The organism is Arthrobacter glacialis, assembly GCF_002909445.1.
GTDB lineage: Bacteria > Actinomycetota > Actinomycetes > Actinomycetales > Micrococcaceae > Specibacter > Specibacter glacialis.
Genome location: NZ_PPXC01000012.1, coordinates 76,650 through 94,151, shown reverse-complemented (window position 1 = coordinate 94,151; position 17,502 = coordinate 76,650). Strand labels below are relative to the sequence as shown.

At 62.4% G+C, this 17,502-nt stretch carries 17 protein-coding genes; 4 read left to right on the top strand and 13 right to left on the bottom strand.

The features are described from left to right. Nucleotides 1-32: 32 nt before the first annotated feature. The 11 genes from CVS27_RS21560 to CVS27_RS14815 form a co-directional block, all read right to left on the bottom strand. The gene (locus CVS27_RS21560) at nucleotides 33-287 is read right to left on the bottom strand and encodes an FAD-dependent oxidoreductase (RefSeq protein ID WP_306418505.1); all 255 of its coding nucleotides are present in this window, start codon (nucleotides 285-287) and stop codon (nucleotides 33-35) included. A 117-nt stretch (nucleotides 288-404) separates the two neighbouring features. Continuing rightward, nucleotides 405-620, bottom strand: a complete 216-nt coding sequence (locus CVS27_RS21555; RefSeq protein WP_306418504.1) for an FAD-dependent oxidoreductase — start codon at nucleotides 618-620, stop codon at nucleotides 405-407. Between the two features lie 60 nt (nucleotides 621-680). Continuing rightward, on the bottom strand, nucleotides 681-1,367 hold the full coding sequence (locus CVS27_RS14855) for a hypothetical protein (protein ID WP_103466628.1): 687 nt from the start codon (nucleotides 1,365-1,367) through the stop codon (nucleotides 681-683). A 115-nt stretch (nucleotides 1,368-1,482) separates the two neighbouring features. Continuing rightward, nucleotides 1,483-3,144 carry a dipeptide ABC transporter ATP-binding protein gene (locus CVS27_RS14850; RefSeq protein ID WP_103466626.1) on the bottom strand — a complete coding sequence of 554 codons (1,662 nt, stop codon included), beginning with the start codon at nucleotides 3,142-3,144 and terminating at the stop codon, nucleotides 1,483-1,485. Beyond that, on the bottom strand, nucleotides 3,141-4,034 hold the full coding sequence (locus CVS27_RS14845) for an ABC transporter permease (protein WP_103466624.1): 894 nt from the start codon (nucleotides 4,032-4,034) through the stop codon (nucleotides 3,141-3,143). Before CVS27_RS14845 ends, CVS27_RS14850 begins: the two co-directional genes overlap by 4 nt. Then, nucleotides 4,031-5,014, bottom strand: coding sequence for an ABC transporter permease (locus CVS27_RS14840; protein ID WP_103466623.1), 984 nt, complete (start codon nucleotides 5,012-5,014; stop codon nucleotides 4,031-4,033). Before CVS27_RS14840 ends, CVS27_RS14845 begins: the two co-directional genes overlap by 4 nt. A gap of 25 nt (nucleotides 5,015-5,039) precedes the next feature. Further along, the gene (locus CVS27_RS14835) at nucleotides 5,040-6,704 is read right to left on the bottom strand and encodes an ABC transporter substrate-binding protein (RefSeq protein ID WP_103466621.1); all 1,665 of its coding nucleotides are present in this window, start codon (nucleotides 6,702-6,704) and stop codon (nucleotides 5,040-5,042) included. A gap of 191 nt (nucleotides 6,705-6,895) precedes the next feature. Continuing rightward, a complete protein-coding gene (locus CVS27_RS14830; protein ID WP_103466620.1) occupies nucleotides 6,896-7,705 on the bottom strand; it encodes a DUF1206 domain-containing protein in 810 nt (269 codons plus the stop codon). Beyond that, a complete protein-coding gene (locus CVS27_RS14825; RefSeq protein ID WP_103466619.1) occupies nucleotides 7,702-8,502 on the bottom strand; it encodes a phosphatase PAP2 family protein in 801 nt (266 codons plus the stop codon). Before CVS27_RS14825 ends, CVS27_RS14830 begins: the two co-directional genes overlap by 4 nt. Nucleotides 8,503-8,635: 133 nt before the next feature. Further along, complete coding sequence (locus CVS27_RS14820) at nucleotides 8,636-9,571, bottom strand: diacylglycerol/lipid kinase family protein (RefSeq protein ID WP_103466618.1); 936 nt, start codon at nucleotides 9,569-9,571, stop codon at nucleotides 8,636-8,638. Nucleotides 9,572-9,619: 48 nt separating this feature from the next. After that, nucleotides 9,620-10,696 (bottom strand): App1 family protein phosphatidate phosphatase, encoded by a 1,077-nt coding sequence (locus tag CVS27_RS14815; protein WP_103466617.1) that lies wholly within the window; start codon nucleotides 10,694-10,696, stop codon nucleotides 9,620-9,622. A gap of 331 nt (nucleotides 10,697-11,027) precedes the next feature. Here CVS27_RS14815 and CVS27_RS14810 point away from each other — a divergent pair, with 331 nt between their 5' ends. The 3 genes from CVS27_RS14810 to CVS27_RS14800 are packed head-to-tail and all read left to right on the top strand — an operon-like array spanning nucleotide 11,028 to nucleotide 15,038. Beyond that, nucleotides 11,028-11,990, top strand: a complete 963-nt coding sequence (locus CVS27_RS14810) for a pyridoxal-phosphate dependent enzyme (RefSeq protein WP_165788318.1) — start codon at nucleotides 11,028-11,030, stop codon at nucleotides 11,988-11,990. Continuing rightward, nucleotides 11,987-13,621 (top strand): FAD/NAD(P)-binding protein, encoded by a 1,635-nt coding sequence (locus CVS27_RS14805; RefSeq protein WP_103466615.1) that lies wholly within the window; start codon nucleotides 11,987-11,989, stop codon nucleotides 13,619-13,621. Before CVS27_RS14810 ends, CVS27_RS14805 begins: the two co-directional genes overlap by 4 nt. Nucleotides 13,622-13,631: 10 nt before the next feature. Then, nucleotides 13,632-15,038 carry an alanine racemase gene (locus CVS27_RS14800; RefSeq protein WP_207767538.1) on the top strand — a complete coding sequence of 469 codons (1,407 nt, stop codon included), beginning with the start codon at nucleotides 13,632-13,634 and terminating at the stop codon, nucleotides 15,036-15,038. 54 nt (nucleotides 15,039-15,092) lie between these two features. Here the strand turns inward: CVS27_RS14800 and CVS27_RS21305 are convergent, their stop codons facing one another. Continuing rightward, nucleotides 15,093-15,569, bottom strand: coding sequence for a hypothetical protein (locus tag CVS27_RS21305; RefSeq protein ID WP_243400207.1), 477 nt, complete (start codon nucleotides 15,567-15,569; stop codon nucleotides 15,093-15,095). Nucleotides 15,570-15,798: 229 nt separating this feature from the next. Between CVS27_RS21305 and CVS27_RS14790 the strand changes: the two genes are divergently transcribed. Continuing rightward, nucleotides 15,799-16,947: a carboxylate-amine ligase gene (locus tag CVS27_RS14790; RefSeq protein ID WP_165788161.1), complete on the top strand. Its 1,149-nt coding sequence runs from the start codon at nucleotides 15,799-15,801 to the stop codon at nucleotides 16,945-16,947. Here CVS27_RS14790 and CVS27_RS14785 read toward each other — a convergent pair. Further along, complete coding sequence (locus CVS27_RS14785; protein ID WP_103466613.1) at nucleotides 16,918-17,454, bottom strand: DUF6328 family protein; 537 nt, start codon at nucleotides 17,452-17,454, stop codon at nucleotides 16,918-16,920. The genes CVS27_RS14790 and CVS27_RS14785 overlap by 30 nt on opposite strands. Nucleotides 17,455-17,502: the final 48 nt, after the last annotated feature.

The window sequence follows — 17,502 nt, the reverse complement described above, 5'->3', positions numbered from 1 at the left end:
ACAGGGATCCAGCTGCGCCGGGGCGTGGCGCTCTAGGTCTTGCCGGCCCTTGGCACGCGGCCAATGGCGGGCGTGAACTTGAAACCGTGGCCGGAGAACCCTGCACCCACCACCACCGGACCAAGCCTGGCAAGGGTGCAGTCGCCGGAATCGGTGGATGTGTAGGTGCAGCTGATGGGATCAAAAGAATCCGCATCCAAACCGGGAAACCAGTCCCGGACGTAGCGACGAAGAGCATCCATCTGCAATGGCTCGGCAGTGAAATCCCGGGTATCGGGATCCAGCATCGGGTCCAGGCTCCTGCCGTGTCATGGCGAAACTGCGCCGCGGCCTTGTGCCGCCGTCCGCAGCGCGATCAGGGCGTCGGCGGCCCGAACCAGGCCCACCCGATCCAGCAGCTGCATTCAAGTTTCTTCTGCCAGTCCGTCCCGCAACCTTAGGGCTTCGCTGACCAGGCTCAGGTATTCGGCCTGCTGGTAGGCGGTGTTGAAGTTGCGGGTGGCTCCGTGGGACGCACCCAGGCTGTGGCCTGGATGCTGTTTCAACAACGCCACGGACTTGCCGTTGCGAGCCACAGTCAACGCGGCGGCGCTGCCCATGGCGCCGCCGCCAACGACCACAACATCAACTTTAACAACCCTGAAACAGGCTGTCCTCTCAGGGGGAGCTGCGCCGCCGTACTACTTGGCGGGCTTGGCGGCCTTGGTGGGCTGGGTAGGCTTGGCGGGCTGGGCCGGGCCTTCCATGAGACCGGCCAGCCCGGACTCAGGGGCACGGTCCGGCGCAGCCGGTCCTTCGGCGACGACGTCGAGGGCCACCGTTTCCGTAACCTCTGCGTCCTCGTGCACGATTTCCGTTACAGGAACGTCAGTTCCGTTGGTCTCGAGTACTGAGCTGCGGTGGCGGCGGGCCTCAGCCAGCTTGAAAAGCCGTGCTGCCGCAACATCGTCGCCATCCTTCTCCAGGAGGGAACCGGCGGCCATCAGGGCCTCGGCGGCTACAGCATTCTCGCGGTAATCCAGAAATGCCCTTGCGGCCGGATCCTCGGTGATGCTGTTAATCTGGGCGCTGACGCGGCTGGCGTCAGCCAGGGAATAGCCATGTCCCAGCTGGTAGACCTCGTGGTACAAGAAGCCATAATTTTCTTCACGGAAGTCCATGGACTTGTCCAGGCGTACCTTCAATTCGGTCTGCTCTGCGGGTGAGAGGTCGTCCACCTCGAGACCGAGCCGTTGGGCGAATTCGCGCAAGTAGGCGCCACTGGCTAGGGGCATTCCACTGTGCGGGTGCTGAGTTTCAACCGACTCAGGCTGCCCGTGCTGGGTGGTGGAAAAGAGGGCAAGGAATTTTTGGATCATGGCGTTCATGTGGTTCTCCATCGGTTAAAGCGGCCCTACCATCTTCCCAGCCTCAAGGGAGCTTTGCACGCATGATTTCCAGTGATACTCGCCGCAGTACGCAAGACTGAGTTGTTGCGCGCTGCTAGCGGCCGAGCAGTGTTGGCGCAGCGGCCAGCAGGGTGCGGGTGTATTCATGCTGTGGAGCCGTGAATAGCTGCTCGGTTGCACCGGATTCAACAACTTCCCCGGCACGCATGACCAGCACCTCATCACTCATGTGCCTGATCACCGCGAGATCGTGCGAGATGAACAGGTAGCCGAGCCCAAGCTGGCGCTGCAAGTCATCCAGCAGGTCAAGCACCTGGGCCTGAATGGAGACGTCCAGGGCCGAGACTGGCTCATCACAGATCAGCACCCTCGGCTTCGGCGCAAGGGCTCGGGCGATGGCCAGCCGCTGGCGTTGCCCGCCCGAAAGCGTGCCGGGATTGCGTGCTGCCAACCCGGCATCCAAGCCCACCTGCGCCAGCAACTCGGTGATCTCCCCAACATGGGCACGTGGATTCCGTGTGGCACCACCGCTGAGTGCGTCGGCCAGCATCGCACCGGTGGACAGGCGCGGGTCGAAGGACGACAGCGGGTCCTGATAGATGGCGCCCAGCAATGCGCGCCGGGGCCTGCGCGCGGATTCGGGGACGGAGCTCCAGGGTTCACCGAGGAACTCGACTGTTCCTGCGCTTGGGGCAAGCAGGCCCAATGCCATGCGCGCGGTGGTGGTCTTCCCGGATCCGGATTCGCCCACCACCCCCAAGGTGCGGCCGGGCAACAGCTCGAAGTCAACGTTCCGCACGGCCGTCAAATCGGCGGACTTGCCCAGGGGGAAGGTCTTGGCAAGTCCACGAGCCCTGAGCAAAGGCCGCACGACGGCGCCCGGCAGACCGTTTGGTGCCGCAGCCTCGCCGGGCTGACTGTGACTGCTTGTGGCTGCCGTGGCTTGGGCGGTGGGGGAGAGCCGTGTGAAGCGGGGCTTGCCAGCGGGGACGGCAGCCAACAGCGCGCGGGTGTACGGGTGCTGGGGGTCCTCGAAGATCTGTTCACGCGGTCCGCGTTCCACGATGCGCCCGCCCTGCATGACGGCAATCGAATCGGCCACAGTTGCCACGGCTGCAAGATCGTGGCTGATAAGGAGCATGCCGGAGCCGCTTTGGCGCAAACCACCAAGTAGCTCCATCACGGATGCGGCGATGGTGGCATCGAGGGCAGTGGTAGGTTCATCGGCAATGATGAGCACCGGGTCCAAGGCGATGGCTGAGGCAATCAGCGCCCGCTGGCGCATGCCTCCGGAGAGTTCCCCGGAGCGTTGGGCGGCCCTGCGGACCGGGTCATCGAGCCCCACCGCCTCCAGCAGCTCAATCACGCGTGCGGCACGTTCGGCCCCGGATCCTTTCGAGTGCACGCGCAGCGCGTCGTCAATCTCCTTGCCGACGGTTCGCAGTGGATCCAGCGAGGTCAGGGCATCCTGCAGAATGAACCCCACCTGCCTGCCACGGACGGTGCGCCAGCGGCGCTGTGAAAGGTTCCGGGCATCATGGCCTGCAACCTCCAGAGTTTCGGCTCGCACCAACGATCCGGATCCGGCCAAGCCGATCAGGGACCTGGCAGTCACCGATTTGCCCGACCCCGATTCGCCCACCAGAGCCAAACATTCTCCAGGGTTGACCGTGACGGAAACGCCCTGCACCACGCTGCGCCCGCCAAAGGAGACGTTGAGATCGGTGACCCGCAGAATGGGCTCGGCCGCGCTCACTGTCCGCCTCCGGACTTCAGCGACCGGGAGAGGACAGTGGATGCTGCGGCAACCAGCACAATAGCCAGGCCCGGGAAGAACGTCATCCACCAGGCCAGTGAGAGGTAGGTGCGTCCGGCCGAAAGCATGGTGCCCCATTCCGGCGCAGGCGGAGGTGCCCCAAGTCCCAGGAAACTCAGTGCAGCCGCCCAGAGAATTGCCTGTCCCAGACCCAAGGTTGCCAGCACTGTAATGGGAGCCAGGGCGTTGGGCAGGATATGTGCGGTCAGGATTCTCGACCGGCTGCGCCCCAACACGGTGGCGGCCTCCACCATGGGGGAGGTTCGCAGGGCAATGATCTGGGCACGGATTATCCGCGCGTAGCCGGGCGCGCTGGTCAGTCCCACAGCTATGACAGTTGTTGCCACGCCGGGTCCCGCCAGGGCGATGAACACCAAGGCCAGCAGCAACCCGGGCAGGGCAAACAGCACCTCCAGGATGCGAGCAACACCAAAGTCCAGCCACCGCCCGCCAAAGCCGGCGATGGTGCCCAGCACCAATGCCAGGCCGAGCCCTATGGCGGTGGCCGCTGCCCCAATGAGCAGCGAGGGTCTGGCGCCGTGGATGATGCGCGAATAGATGTCGCGCCCCGATTCGTCGGTGCCCAGCAGATGCCCGGCCCCGGGTGCGGAGAATGCTTGGGCAGGGTTGATTGCCAGCGGGTCAAACGGTGCCAGGAGGTTCGGTGCAATCGCTGCAAGGACAAAAAACAGCAGCACGGCGGCAGAGGCAAGGAGGGGCAGACGCACCGCGAGCCGTCGCACCAAGGTGGCCTCACGCCGTCGTGCATGGGTTTTCTGCGGGTTCAACAGCGGATCTCCCACCGGCTTACTCTGCTGGAAGATGCTCATGATGGACCAATCCGTGGGTCCGCGATGCGTTCGGCAAGCTCGGATCCGGCCATGATCACCACGTAGGCAGCAGCGGAGAGCAGGGCCACGCCAGTGACCATGGGGATGTCCCTGGACGTCACGGCGGCCAGCAGTGAACGGCCCAGACCAGGACGGGCAAAAATGGACTCAACCACCACCGCGCCGGAGAGCAGCGAGCCGAAAGCCCACCCCGAGAGTGCGATGGCCGGCAGGGCTGCATGGCGGAGGGAATGACGCAGCAGCACGCCCACCTCCGATTCTCCGCGGGCCCGGGCTGACAGGGCAAAGGCGGAACGCTGGGCTTCGAGCATGGTGTCCCGCATGACTTGGCCCAGGAAGCCTGCCAGTGGCAGTGCCAAAGTGATGACCGGCAATACCAGCCCGGCAGGGGTATTGGTACTCACCGGCGGAAGCCACCCCAGCATGGTGGAAAAAACCAGGATCAGCACGCTGGCCAGCCAAAAGTGCGGCACAGCGGCGGAGACGATCTCCAGTCCTGAGCCCAGCGCCGTACCCAATCCACCGCTCCGGGTGGACAGCACGGCCAGGAGCAGGGCCATGGCCCAGGCCACCAGCAATGCCAACACGGCGAGGATGAGAGTGGGCGGAATCAGTTCGCCAAGTACCTCGGCAACCGGTGTTTTCAGCGCATACGAGGTGCCCATGTCGCCGGTGGCCAGCCGCCACAGCTGGCCAAAGTACTGGACGTACAGTGGCTGGTCCAGACCATATTGGGCGCGGGCCGCCGCAAGGGCCTCGGCCGAGGCCTGCGAGCCAGGACCGCCCATGATGGCCTCTGCCGGATCTCCTGGAATCATCCGGATACCGAAGAAGATGGCCGTGGCAACCGCCCACAGCACAAAGATGCCCCCGCCTAGCTTGCCCAGCAGCCAGCGAACGGTTGACCAGGGAAAACCGGGGGACCGTGTGGGGGTGGCTGTGGCTGTGGATGTGCTCATGGGCGGGGGCGTCTTGCGAAGGGCTTTAGTTGCTCAGCCAGGTGCCAAAGAAGGTGGGGGATGCCACAGCTGTGGTGGTTCCCACGTTCTTCAGCTTCTCCGAGTACAGGAAGTGGTTCTGCTGGTTGTACAGCGGCAGCAGGTAGTAGCCCTCGAGAACCTTCTGCTGTGCCTGGGCATAGAGGTTCTTGCGCTCAGCCTGGTCCTTGGTGGATCCGGCGGTGTCAAGCAAGACATCAAGGCTGGGGTCCTTGACCTGGGAAAGGTTGGCGAAATAGCCCGACGGGGCAGGAATGGTGGAATCGGAGTGGAAGAGGATGGACAGGACCCCCGGTCCAACCTTGGTGTAGGGGGCCGAGACCAGGTTGTAGTTGTTGGTGAACAATTCGCCGTACCAACTGGAGAGATCCAGGAGCTTGATCTTGATCTCGATGCCCGATTCCTTGGCGGTGGCCTGCATCTGCTCAAAGAGCGACTGCTCCGCGGGAATGGACTGGCTGGTGCTTACCGGGAAGGTGAGGGAGAGCCGGGCTCCGTCCTTGACACGGTAGCCGGCGGAATCGCGCTCACTCCAGCCCGCTGCATCCAAAAGCTGGCCAGCCTTGGCCGGGTCATAGCCGAAGAGGGATTCCTCGGAGTGGGCCAGCGGTTCCACGCTGGAGAGGGGGGAGTAGGAACGCTTGGCAGTGCCGAAGAAGAGGGAGTCAATGCTGGCGTTGACGTTCACCGCGTGGACGAAGGCCTCCCGGACCTTGGCGTCATTGAACGGTGCCTTGGAGGAATTCAGCTCAACACGGTTCGAGGCGCCGGGGCGCGGTGCGTCCAGGTGCTTGATGGCAGTGTTCTTCTCAGCGGCGGCAATGGCGTCCGGCTGGGCGTTGTCGATCAGCTGCACCTCGCCGGCCTGCAGGGCTGCATAGCGGGTTGCTGCCTCGGGGATGAAGCGCCAGGTGATGGCGTCCAGGTACGCTGCCCCGGCATGTCCGGCCTTGGGGTCCGGGAGAACATATTCGGTGTTGCGCACCAGATTCACGGCATCCTGCTTCTTCCAGGACTCAACCTTGAACGGCCCGGTGCCCACGGGGGCTGCACAGTTCTCGGCCTGGCTGCGCTTGAGTGCGGTGGGGGATTCGATGGCAACCCACGGCATAGAGAAGGATTCCAGCAGTGAGTTGTCCGGGGACTTGAGCTTCAGCTCCAGGGTGTTGGCGTCGACGGCCTGCATGGAATCGATCTTGCCCAGGGCCAGGTAGCCGGTGGATGAAGCGGTGTCAGGATTCAACAAGTGCTCAAAGTTGGCCTTGACCGCCGCAGCGTCAAGGGTGGTGCCGTCGGTGAAGCTGATCCCCTCACGGATGGTCACAGTACGGGTCAGCCCGTCCTCGGACACGGTCGAGTCCTTAGCCAGCCAGGGGATCAACGTGCCGTCTGCGTCCTTGGTGTACAGCGTCTCCAGATACTGCGAGGCAACGAGGGCCTGCGGATAGTTGCCGCCAACGTGCGGATCCAGGCAGCTGGGTTCGGCATCGCCGGAGGCGTACACCAAAGTTCCTCCGGTGACAGGGGTGCCGGCATCGCCGCTGGCGTCCGACGTCGTCGTGCCGGGTGTGCAGCCAGCGAGAACAAGCGCTGCGGCCAAGGCCGCGGCGGCCGGAACTAGTTTGTTGGCCAAGGGGCGAACGTGAGTCATGAACTTCTTCCTGCAAACCGGTGACGTGGAGCGACGCATGGGTCCCAGCCGTCCGTTCCCCCACGGCCTGCAGCCATGAGGCACGCGTCGGCGGGCACCGCCATCAACCATAACTGTTGTGGCGGAGTTGACCCAGTGAAATGTGGGGCAGATCATAGGAGTTCAGGGCTATTGCCGCCTGGCACGGTTGGTCAAAGTCGGGCCAGCCGGGCCCGTGCAAAGCTGTAGACACCATACGCGCTGAGTCCCACCCCGATAAGAATCAAGATGGCCTCTCCGTAGGGCAAGGCGGCAAGGGCTTTTAATGCGCCGTCAAGGCCGGAGGCATCCTTGGGGTCGAGTTTAATGGCGGCCACCACGAACAGGATGCCGATGGCAATGATGGCGATGCCCTTGGCGATATAGCCTGTCACCCCCAGTACATCAATGGCCTTCCCTGAACCGCCGGCAGGCAGGGCGATGTCCTCGTGGAACTTCTTCCGGGCACCCTTGTAGACAAAGTAGCCGCCAATGCCGACCGTGGCGATTCCCAGAACTATCAGCAGGGCCTGCCCGCCAGGCAGCGTGAGGATGCTCCCGCTGGCTTGGCGGGTGCTGGTCGCGGAGTTCGTGGGTTGCCGGAGAGCAGCCGAGAGCGCGGTGGCGGCCAGGGCGAGGTACGCAACAGCCTTGCCACATGAAACCAGGCTGCGAACCCAACGCTTCTTCGACGTTGAACCGATGCCTAGCGCTGCCTGAAGGAGGAGCCACAATGCCAGAGCTGTGAGGCCTATGACGGCGGTCCACAGAAGGAGCATACCGCCGGGCAACTTATTCATCTGAGCAAATGCGCCGGACTGGTCCGACTCACCGCCTCGGTGGAGTGCTATCTGGATGGCCAGGTAACCCATGAGCAGGTGCATGAGTCCGCTGGCCGCGAAGCCAACCCTGGCGACTGTGGTCAGCACGCGGTTGTCCCCGGCCTCCCTAGCCACCCGGCGCGCTTTCTGGCCGGCGTTCATGTGCCGTCCACCTGGGGCTGTGAGTGGGCGCCGTGGATCTGTTCGCCGGGGACTCGAACCGTCCTGGCAGTGTCGATGGACATGAGGACTCCAAGGATGAGAAGCGAGAGGGCGATGGAGGCAGCAGTATCACTGAGCCAGTGGTAGCCGAGGTACAACCGGCTGGCCACCTGGGCCAGGATCACCACGGCGGCAATCGTGAACAGGAGCACCGTGAGGGACGTTTGCTGGCGTCGACTGGCGATCAGAAAAGCCAGGATCAACAGGAAATTTGAGGTTCCCAGGACATGGCCGGAAGGGAAGGAAAAGGTGCTGTCGGCCCCGAAGAGCATGAGGTCAACGGGTGGGCGGGGATGTTGGACAAGTCGTGGGATGGTTTGGGCCAGGAGCAATCCAGTGGCCATGCCCGCGGCCAGCAGGACTGGCCGCCAGGCATGCTTTGCCAGCAGCGTCCAGCCCAAGATGACCAGCAAGACGATGATGGGAAGTGCCACAGGGCCGAAGGCCACGGCCAGCACGATCGCCATGTCAGTCAGCGTGTCCGAGCGCTGAGAGATGAACCATGTTGCGACCGGCTGGTCAAATCGTTGAAGCCCCGATTGCGAAAGGACGCCAACCAGGAGAACGAGGAACAATCCCAAGCCCACAGCCGCCAGCGCGAGCGATGTCAGGTAGATCCCCCGTTGGGTGGAGGCAGGAACCAACCGCTCCTCCACCATGAACTTCTCAGACCAACTTGAGTGTTGCCGCCCGCTCAGAGCCGGAGCGCTCTGCTTGGATTTCTCCTTGTGACTCATGCGATCCGCCTTCCGACCCGTCAGGCACACGAAATCTGTCGTGCCGGGCTCCTGACCCTAGTATCGTCCCGTTCTGCTGCGGCGGGAAGTGCGTATTTCGCGGAAGAGCCTCATCTATGTGGAAGTGGCCGTTTTACTGCCCCTCCACCGGTGAGCCAGTCATTCTGATGGTCAGCGCCAACGGTTCAACCGTGACCAACAGATGTGTTGCCGTACCCACATGGTCACCGTCGACTTGGAATTCCTGTGGACGGTCCAAAGCTATTTCCACCGACTTGCCGGAGTGGGTTTGCGCGGAGCTGTTGCTGCCCCTGCCAAAGATTCCCGCGATGACGCGAAGCCAGCCAAACCGGCCGCGGGGTGCCAGTACCAGCAGGTCCAGGATGCCGTCGCTCACCGATGCGTCCTCGAAGATTTCCAAGCCACCCATCAATTTTCCACAATTGCCCACCATCACGCTGCGAACCCTGCGGTGGACGGTGGAGTGTCCGTCAATCGTCACCGTGGCCGTGACGGATTTCCCGGGCAGATGCCGGATGCCGGATTCAACGTAGGCCAGCCAACCCACTTTGTCCTTGAGCCCGTCGACGGTGTCGCCCATGATCGATGCGTCGTATCCAAGCCCGGCGGCGACCAGGAACAGCTGTTCATGCATCCCGTGGTCCACCACCGCCCGGGCGACGTCCATAGCTGTCTCGGTTCCAGCCAAAACACCCCGGCCCGCGTTCAGGGGATCCGTGACGTCGATGCCCAAGTTTCGGGCCAGCAAGTTGCCTGTCCCCAGCGGCAACAAACCCATCGCTGTGCCCGTGCCTGCCAGGACTTCCGCGACTGAGCGGACGGTGCCATCACCGCCCGCGGCAATGACGACGTCGACCCCTGCCGAGAGTGCCTCCCGCGCCTGACCGCCGCCTGGGTCTTCCTCGGTGGTTTCCAGCCACAAGGGCTCGGCCCAGCCAGCATCCGCGCACAGCTGGAAGAAGTTCGACTTGAAGTTTCCGTCAGGGGACTTCATCGGGTTGATGACCACGGCGGCACGTGTGCCGATCCGGAGGTGGCTATCTGTCATGGTGACCTTCTCATTGGAGTGGATGGTGGACGGGGAATGAAACCGAATCTAGAGAAAACCGTGGGTTTTCAATTGTTGTGCCAGCCCGGCCCCATCCGGCGCGGAAACCCACGTCACGGTGCCATGTTCAGTGTGGGCAGCATCCTCCGGTGTGCGGCCGCCGGCAAGCAGTGCTTCACCGGGAGACAGCTGGCGGATGGCAATCGCTGCCGTTTGCGCAGCATGAGTACGGGCAAAATTGGCATAAATTTCCGGATCGTGCTGGCCGTCGTCGCCCACCAGCAGCCACTGAATCCCGGGGAATTCCTGTGCAAGCCGCTCCAGATTTCGGCGTTTGTGTTCGGGTCCGCTTCTAAACCAGCGCTGACGAGTGGGACCCCAATCGGTGAGCAGCAGGACGCCGTCGGGGTACAAATTCCGGGCTAGGAACCGCGCCAGGGCCGGTGCCACGTTCCAAGGGCCCGTGGAAAGGTAGACCATGGGCGCCGCAGGGTGCTCGGCAACAATCCGATCGTACAAAACCGCCATGCCCGGAGTAGGCGTCCGGGCCCGCTCGCTGACCACCAGCGTGTTCCACAGAGCCAGCAGCGGCCGGGGCAGCGCCGTCACCATCACGGTGTCGTCAATATCGGAGACTATGCCGAAGGTGGTTTCCGGTGCCAGAACCAGAAGCCGTCCTTCGGCCTGGTCGGCAACCGGGCTGCGGAGGGTGAACGTGTGCCAGCCGGGGGACAAGTCAGCGTCCAAGACCACGTCCACGAGTCCACCCGAGTCTGCGTGCACAGTATGGGTGACTCCGCCAACCTCCACCTCAACTTCGCTGTTCCGGATCGGCACGCTCGTGAAAGCACGCCAGCCGCGCAACGTGGCCTTGGTGGCACCGGACTTCCTCATCAGGACCATGCGGGCCAGAACTCGCACCCAACCGGCGCCGCCGTATCCTGGGTAGGCGACGATGGTAGGCACAGCGCCGGTGGCGTGAGCAATCCGGGTGCGAGCCCCATGGACTGCGTCGGCAACGTGCATGACCGAGGACAGAAGAGCCAGCGCCGGGGGTTGATCCACGGCACCACCGTCTTTCCGATCGGAACTGTCGAGCTGGACTTTGCGTGTGGGCCGGGTCATGACTCTACTGTCCCACAAACCGGTGGCCCGAGACTGCTTCGACAGCAGACTTGCCGGATACACCCGGGTGACTTCCCGAGTTCCCGATTTCCCGTGCCGCGAACAAGAAGGAGTACCAAAGGCCGTGAAACACGCCCCCGAAGACTCACCGGGATGGTTGGATTGGCATCTAGACTAGCCAGACGCCAACAAAATGGCGGTTTGACCAGTTCGCGGTTGTAATGCATAACCTTGGCCCCGCTGCACTGGCACCGGAGGCCCCGAAGTAAATGTGCGCATAGTAGAAATGGGACGAGCAGTTTTGGATAGTCTGGGAACGCTACAGCCATTTGTGACTCCGACGGTGAAGCTCAGCCGGCTCTTCGGGTCACACGATGTTGAGATTTACGCCAAGCTTGACCTGCTTCAACTTGCCGGCAGCACCAAGGAACGGACTGCGAATGGGCTCGTTGAGGAACTGCTGGGCTCAGGCCAACTCCTTGCCGGGGGCACGATTGTCGAGTCAACTTCGGGGAATCTGGGCATAGCTTTGGCGCGACAGTGTGTGGTTCGCGGCGTCAAGTTCACGGCCGTTGTCGATGAAAATGCCAATCCTCTTGCCCTAAAGCTCATGGAGGCGTACGGGGCAACGGTGGATCGTGTAGAGACTCCCGCAGATGGCAACAAGTTGTCCGCTCGACGGCGTCGAGTCAGGGAATTGCTGGATAAGAACCCGGGCTCGGTGACCACCAATCAATATGGGTCCGTGGCCAACCCGCGCGCGCACTTCACCACCACCATGCCGGAAATCATCGCCGGATCCGGCGGGAACCTGGACTACTTGTTCGTTGCCACCAGCACCACCGGGACTCTCCTTGGCTGCCAGCAGTACATTCAGGCGCACAACCTTGACACCAAAATTGTTGCTGTGGACTCCGTAGGATCCGTTCTCTTCGGCGGGAAGTCCGGCACGCGCCGACTGCCGGGGCTGGGCGCTGGCATAGTGCCGGAGTTGGCATCCGGAGCCGATCCGGACCTGGTCTTCCAGATCGAAGAAATCGACATGGTCAGAGGTTGCAGACTACTTGCACGCCGGGAGGGCATTCTGGCCGGTGCGTCCACGGGGGCAATAGTTGCCGCCATGCAAACGCTGGTGCCCACACTGGCGGCAGGTGCACGCATTGCGTTCATGGTCCATGACACAGGGGTGCCCTACCTGCAAACGGTCTACAACGATGATTGGGTTCGCTCCACGCTCAATACGGAACCAGATCAGGGGACCACGGCCGAATCCGACGATCTTTGGGGCAAATGATCCGCCTGGCCGTGATCGGCGGCGGACCTAAGAGTCTCTTTGCCCTGCTCGCGCTTCACGACCGGCTCACTTCAGCTTCCTCCCGCCAGATCACTGTCGATGTGTTCGACCCCTTTCCTCCCGGCTCCGGCAGCGTGTGGCGAGGAGAGCAACCCGATGTGCTGCGATTGAACGTGAACATGGGCATTGTGGATGCTTCCTCCTCACTCAGCAGTGAGAATTTCTCCGCTTGGGTGAGGCGGGTTGCCCCGGAATCACCTGCGGAGAAATACCCGCAGCGAGTGTTGGTGGGCAGGTATTTGCGGGAGCAGTTTCAGTTGCTTTCCCAGCACGGAAACATGGCAGTAGTTCACGCCCCTTTTGTTGTTACGGGGGTGGAACGAGCAGGCTCGACGTGGCGGGTGAGCGGCCCCTTCGGGTCACATCACTACGACGAAGTTCTGCTGGCTACAGGGCATGGCCTAGCCGACGCCGTTCCTTTCACGCCGTTTCCCGGAGCCGCAAATCAACACGCTCTGATTGGGGACTACTCGACTCTAACCACGGAGAACATCCCTGCGGAGTCAACCGTGTGGATTCGCGGCGCCGCCCTGACCGCCTACGATGTGGCGCTTCTGTTGACCGAAGGCCGTGGGGGCTCATGGCAGTGGCCCGACGGCGACTGTCATGACGGAGCAGGGGTGCACTACCTTGCCAGCGGAGGTGAGCCCTTGCACATCGTTTTATCGTCTCGCAGCGGGTCACTCATGTACCCGAAGAGCGAATCAGTCCCTGAGCGGGTTTCCGCCTGCGTGTCGCACTACAAGCAGCCGCTGCGCGAGTGGGGCAGGCAGGTCCGTGACGAAGTGCCCGACTGCGGTGTTGGCCTCTCCGGGATGTGGTCGATTCTGCTTGACTGTGCTCAAGAGTGTGCCCACCTCATGGGGTCAACGGCGAGCGCCCTCTCGCTGTGGCGAACAGCCATGACTGGACGATCCGCAGATCCGGGACTGGATGCCGGGACATTGGCGTCAGCGGTGACGACCGCCGCAGGCTTGCGGGGCAGCCTGGCCGTCAATCACTATGCGGCACCGATCACCACAGCGTGGCTTTGGGCCAGGGTCTGGTCAGGGCTCTATGCGGACCTGGTGTTGGTGATGGACCGGTTGCCCAGGAGCAACCAGGCGCGGAAAGAGTTTGTCCGGGTCGCCCACAACCTGGAACGGTTCGCCTTTGGCCCGCCGGAGCTAACCGCACTTAAGCTGGTGGCGCTGTTCGACAGTGGAATTCTTCGCCTGGCCACACCGGGGGAGAGCCCGCCCCACGGGGCAGTGTTGGTGGACGCCGTGACGCCGGGGCCAGGTGCGCTCCACACTGCGGCACCTGGTGGCCGCCCCAGCAGTGACATTATCGCTGGCCTCTTGCACAGTGGGCATGTCTCGGTCGGCGATGGCGACCGCGGCTTGCTGACCGATGTGGATGGCACCGCCCTGGCCCGCGACGGGTCCAGGACTGAGTCGCTGGCCGCGCTGGGCCGTCCCACCGAGGATCCGACGCTGGGCCACGACACCCTGAATCGGGGTCTGCATGGGGAATACGGTCTGTGGGCCCAGCGCGTCGCGGACCGTGTCATCGACCAATTCGACTCATAGGGAAATGCTGATGAACGAAAAAATGTACGGAACTGCCCGGTTGACTGCCCGACTCGAACCTTGGATGGAGGATCTACTGAACAGTCCTGCTCGCTGCCGGGAGCTGATCGACGCTTACGGTTCCCCCGTCAATGTTCATGAGTTCGCAGCACTTGGGAGCAATGCCCAAGAGTTGCGCACAGTGGCAGCCGCCCACAGCATCGATTTTCAAATCTATTTTGCCCGCAAAGCGAACAAAACGATGGGGGCCATCGATCAGGCAATCCGTGCGGGATGCGGCGTCGACGTGGCAAGTCTCAATGAGTTGCGCCAGTGTCTGGACCGCGGTGTGCCGGCGGAACGGATCATCGTCACTGCTGCAGTGAAATCCAGGGCTTTGTTGCAGCTGGCCATCGCGTCCCGGGTGACTATCAGTGTGGATAACAAGGATGAGCTGCTAGAGGTCAGTGAATTGGCGGATGAGCGCGGGGAGAACGTCGAAGTGGCTCTGCGGCTGGCAGTTGCCCACCCCGCGATCCCGCCCACCCGTTTTGGCCTCCTCGCTGCCCGCTGGCTGGAAGTCCTGGGGGACACCGAACTTGCCTCCCGCGTCACAGTGGCCGGCATTCACTTCCACCTCAACGGTTACGACGCGTCCGCCCGCGCTCTTGGAATCAGTGAGGCGCTCAGCCTTATCGGCCAGTTGCGAACCATGGGCCACGAGCCAACGTTCGTGGACATGGGTGGCGGCATCCCCATGTCCTATGTGGATAGTGCCGAGCAATGGGAAAATTTCTGGTCCACGTTGGAACCGTTGCCCGCTGGCGATGAGACATTGACGTGGAAATCTGACAGGCTCGGCGCAACCGGGGGCGCTCCTGTTGCGGGGGTGTACCCGTACCACCAAGAACTCGTACGGGGTGCCTGGCTGGATGAAATACTCGGCTCCGCGACAGAACCTGGTTCGGTGTCGATCGCCTCCTCGCTGCGTCGTGCGCAGATCCAGCTTCGTTGCGAACCCGGCAGGTCGTTGCTGGATGGTTGCGGCATGACCATCGCCGAGGTCGCGTTCACGAAGAATCGCAGCGACGGCGTGCCACTGGTGGGGTTGCACATGAACCGGACCCAATGCCGTTCCACGTCAGCGGATTTCCTGGTGGATCCACTACTGGTGCACCAGGGGCAGCCCCAACGGAAGCGAACTTTCGACAGCGCCTTCCTCGTGGGAGCCTATTGCATCGAGGAGGAGCTTTTGCTGCGCCGCCGCTTCGAATTTCCGGCGGGAGTGGCCGCTGGAGATCTTGTGGCGTTTCCAAACACCGCCGGATATCTTATGCACATTGTCGAGAGCGCCTCACATCAATTGCCACTCGCGGCCAACGTGCTGTGGAACGGCGACCAGTGGGTGGCTGACGATATCGATCGGATGCAACTGTAAGCCGCACCAGTCGTGGTGTCTTCCCCGTGCAGGCAGCGTCTTGTGGGGCAGGTTTCACTGTTCCTTGGGGCTGCTGGCGTCTTCCACATAGGTCTTTCCGTCTTCATCCGTGTAGATGATGACGTCGGGAACCGAGCTGTTCTCGCCCGCTTTCATCGCCCGTGGAGTGGGAGGGGCGTCAATGGCGGACCACTCGGCGTCGCCCAGAACAGCACCAAGTCCTTGTGAGTCAGCGGTTGCTTCATCAGCGGGGATGGACTCTCCATACCCCCGTGCAACCTCCGATTCAGGCGGGAGGCGCTGCCCCATGTCGGCAAATGTTCGCACTCCGTGGCGGTCCCAGCTCACGCGGACACTAGCTGAGCCGTCCTCTGGCTGCTGTAGCTCGGTCCTGATCTCACTCTCCGGCGCACCCATCTCCAGCAGCTTGTGCTGGTAGGAGGCAACGAGCTCTGACAAGCTTTCAGGAGTCCATTCACCTGGCCTGATCCGGGTTGAGATTTCTACTGGTTCTCCGTTGATCTGCGTCATGACAACCTCCAATTAGATGTGGCTCTTCCCTCCACGCTAGGGCAATAGGCTGCGTTGTCAACCACCTGTGTGGGCCGGGGCAAAACGCCGACTGGGCGTTCGGGTTCCCGCGGCGAAATTTGTGGACAGTCCTTGGAATCAGGACTAACGTTCTCCTCATCACCCGCTGCTGGGTCTGCCAGGGCCCATCGATGAGCAAGGCAGGGCCGAGTGGAAAGAGGCACCGAAGGTGTTAACTTTTGGGATTGAGGAAGAGTTTGTCCTGCTTGACCGCACATCCTTGACGCCCGTACCCCTTTCGGCGGATGTTCAACGGGATCTCGCCGAGCGTAATTTTGGCAGCGAAGTTGTTCAATCCGAGTTTCTGCGCTCGCAGGTGGAATTTGTATCCCCCGTGTTCACAACGTTTGAAGAGGCAGCCCACGCGCTGTGGAGCTTCCGCACAGCGCTCGTTGACTGCGCCGAGGATCATGGGGTGCTGGTAGCCGGCGTTGGTACGCCGTTCAACAACCCTGCGGGGCCCATGGTGACAGCGGACAGGCGGTACCAGGATATTGCCACCAGCATGGGCACATTGGCGCTCGAGCACCACATCAACGGTCTGCATGTACACGTGGGGATCCCGGACCGGGATGTCGCCACAAATGCCTTGAATTATCTGCGCCACTGGCTTCCCACCCTGCTGGCGATGTCGGCAAACTCCCCTTTTTGGTGCGGGAAGGACACCACCTTCGCCAGCTGGCGTGCCATTGAGTATCGGCGGTGGACTACAGCCGGGTGTCCACCAACGTTCATTGACGCAGCCGACTACGACAAGAGAACCCAAGCTTTAATCGGTATTGGTATTACCCCGGACATGGGGTCTGTTTCGTGGTCCGCCAGGTTGTCAGATCAACAACCTACGGTGGAAATACGAGTCGCCGATGCCCAACTGGAGCCCTCCACGACCCTCTTGTTGGCCTTGTTGGGCCGTGCTTTGGTGGCTACATCAATGACCCAGCCACTGCCGCCGCCGCTGGCAACCGGGCCGGAAATGTTGGATGCGGCGTTGTGGCACTCTGCTCGCCACGGACTCGGCGCCCAATTGGTGCACCCCCTGAACAACAAGCTGGCGCCAGCCTCGGAGGTGGTTCGTTGCTTGCTGAGGGAAACCCGCCAGGCACTGGATGAGTCCGGTGATCTCGCCATTGTCACGGCCTTGGCCGAGCAACTCCTTTTACTCGGCACGGGGGCCGACCGCCAGCGTCAGGCGTTTGTCATGGGCGGCATGGAAGGATTGAGTGCATTTCTGAGCAACGCCATCAAAAATGAGTCCTCAGCCCATCAACCAGTGGCTGGGCATCTTGGCCTAGGCGCCCCTCCGTCGCTGGCCGGGTGAGGAGGTGCTCCGGGACCGGATCCATAGTGGATAGATGCCCAGCATCGCCAACAAGGTGCAGCCGAACAGCACCGAAACCACGCCAGCCTGGAATCTTCCTAGAACCATGTCAAAGACCAGGGCAATGGTGCCGACCACCAGCAGGCCAATGAGCCATAACGCTATGCGGACCACACGGTGGCCGGAGGAAACTAGGCGGTCCTTCATCCGCCGGGCAAAGAGTTCGCGGTGCATCGCCACTGGAACCAGCATCAAACACGTTGCCAGGGCGGCCAAAATCACGTTGCCCAAGTACAGTCCGGTGGCCAGGGCATCCAATTCAGTGAACCGGGATTGAAAAGGAAGCGTCAGTAGGAAGCCGGCAATTATTTGTGTACCTGTCTGCATGACTCTCAGCTCCTGCAGCAGGTCAATCCACTGGCGATCACGCTGTTCGTCGAGGGTTTCGTTTCGCCCGCTGACAGCCTCTTGGCCGCCCGGGTTGGCAGCTGCCGAATCGGTGTCCATGACTCGCGTGGTCTCCTTGCTGGGATCGGTGTGGACGGACTAGGAATT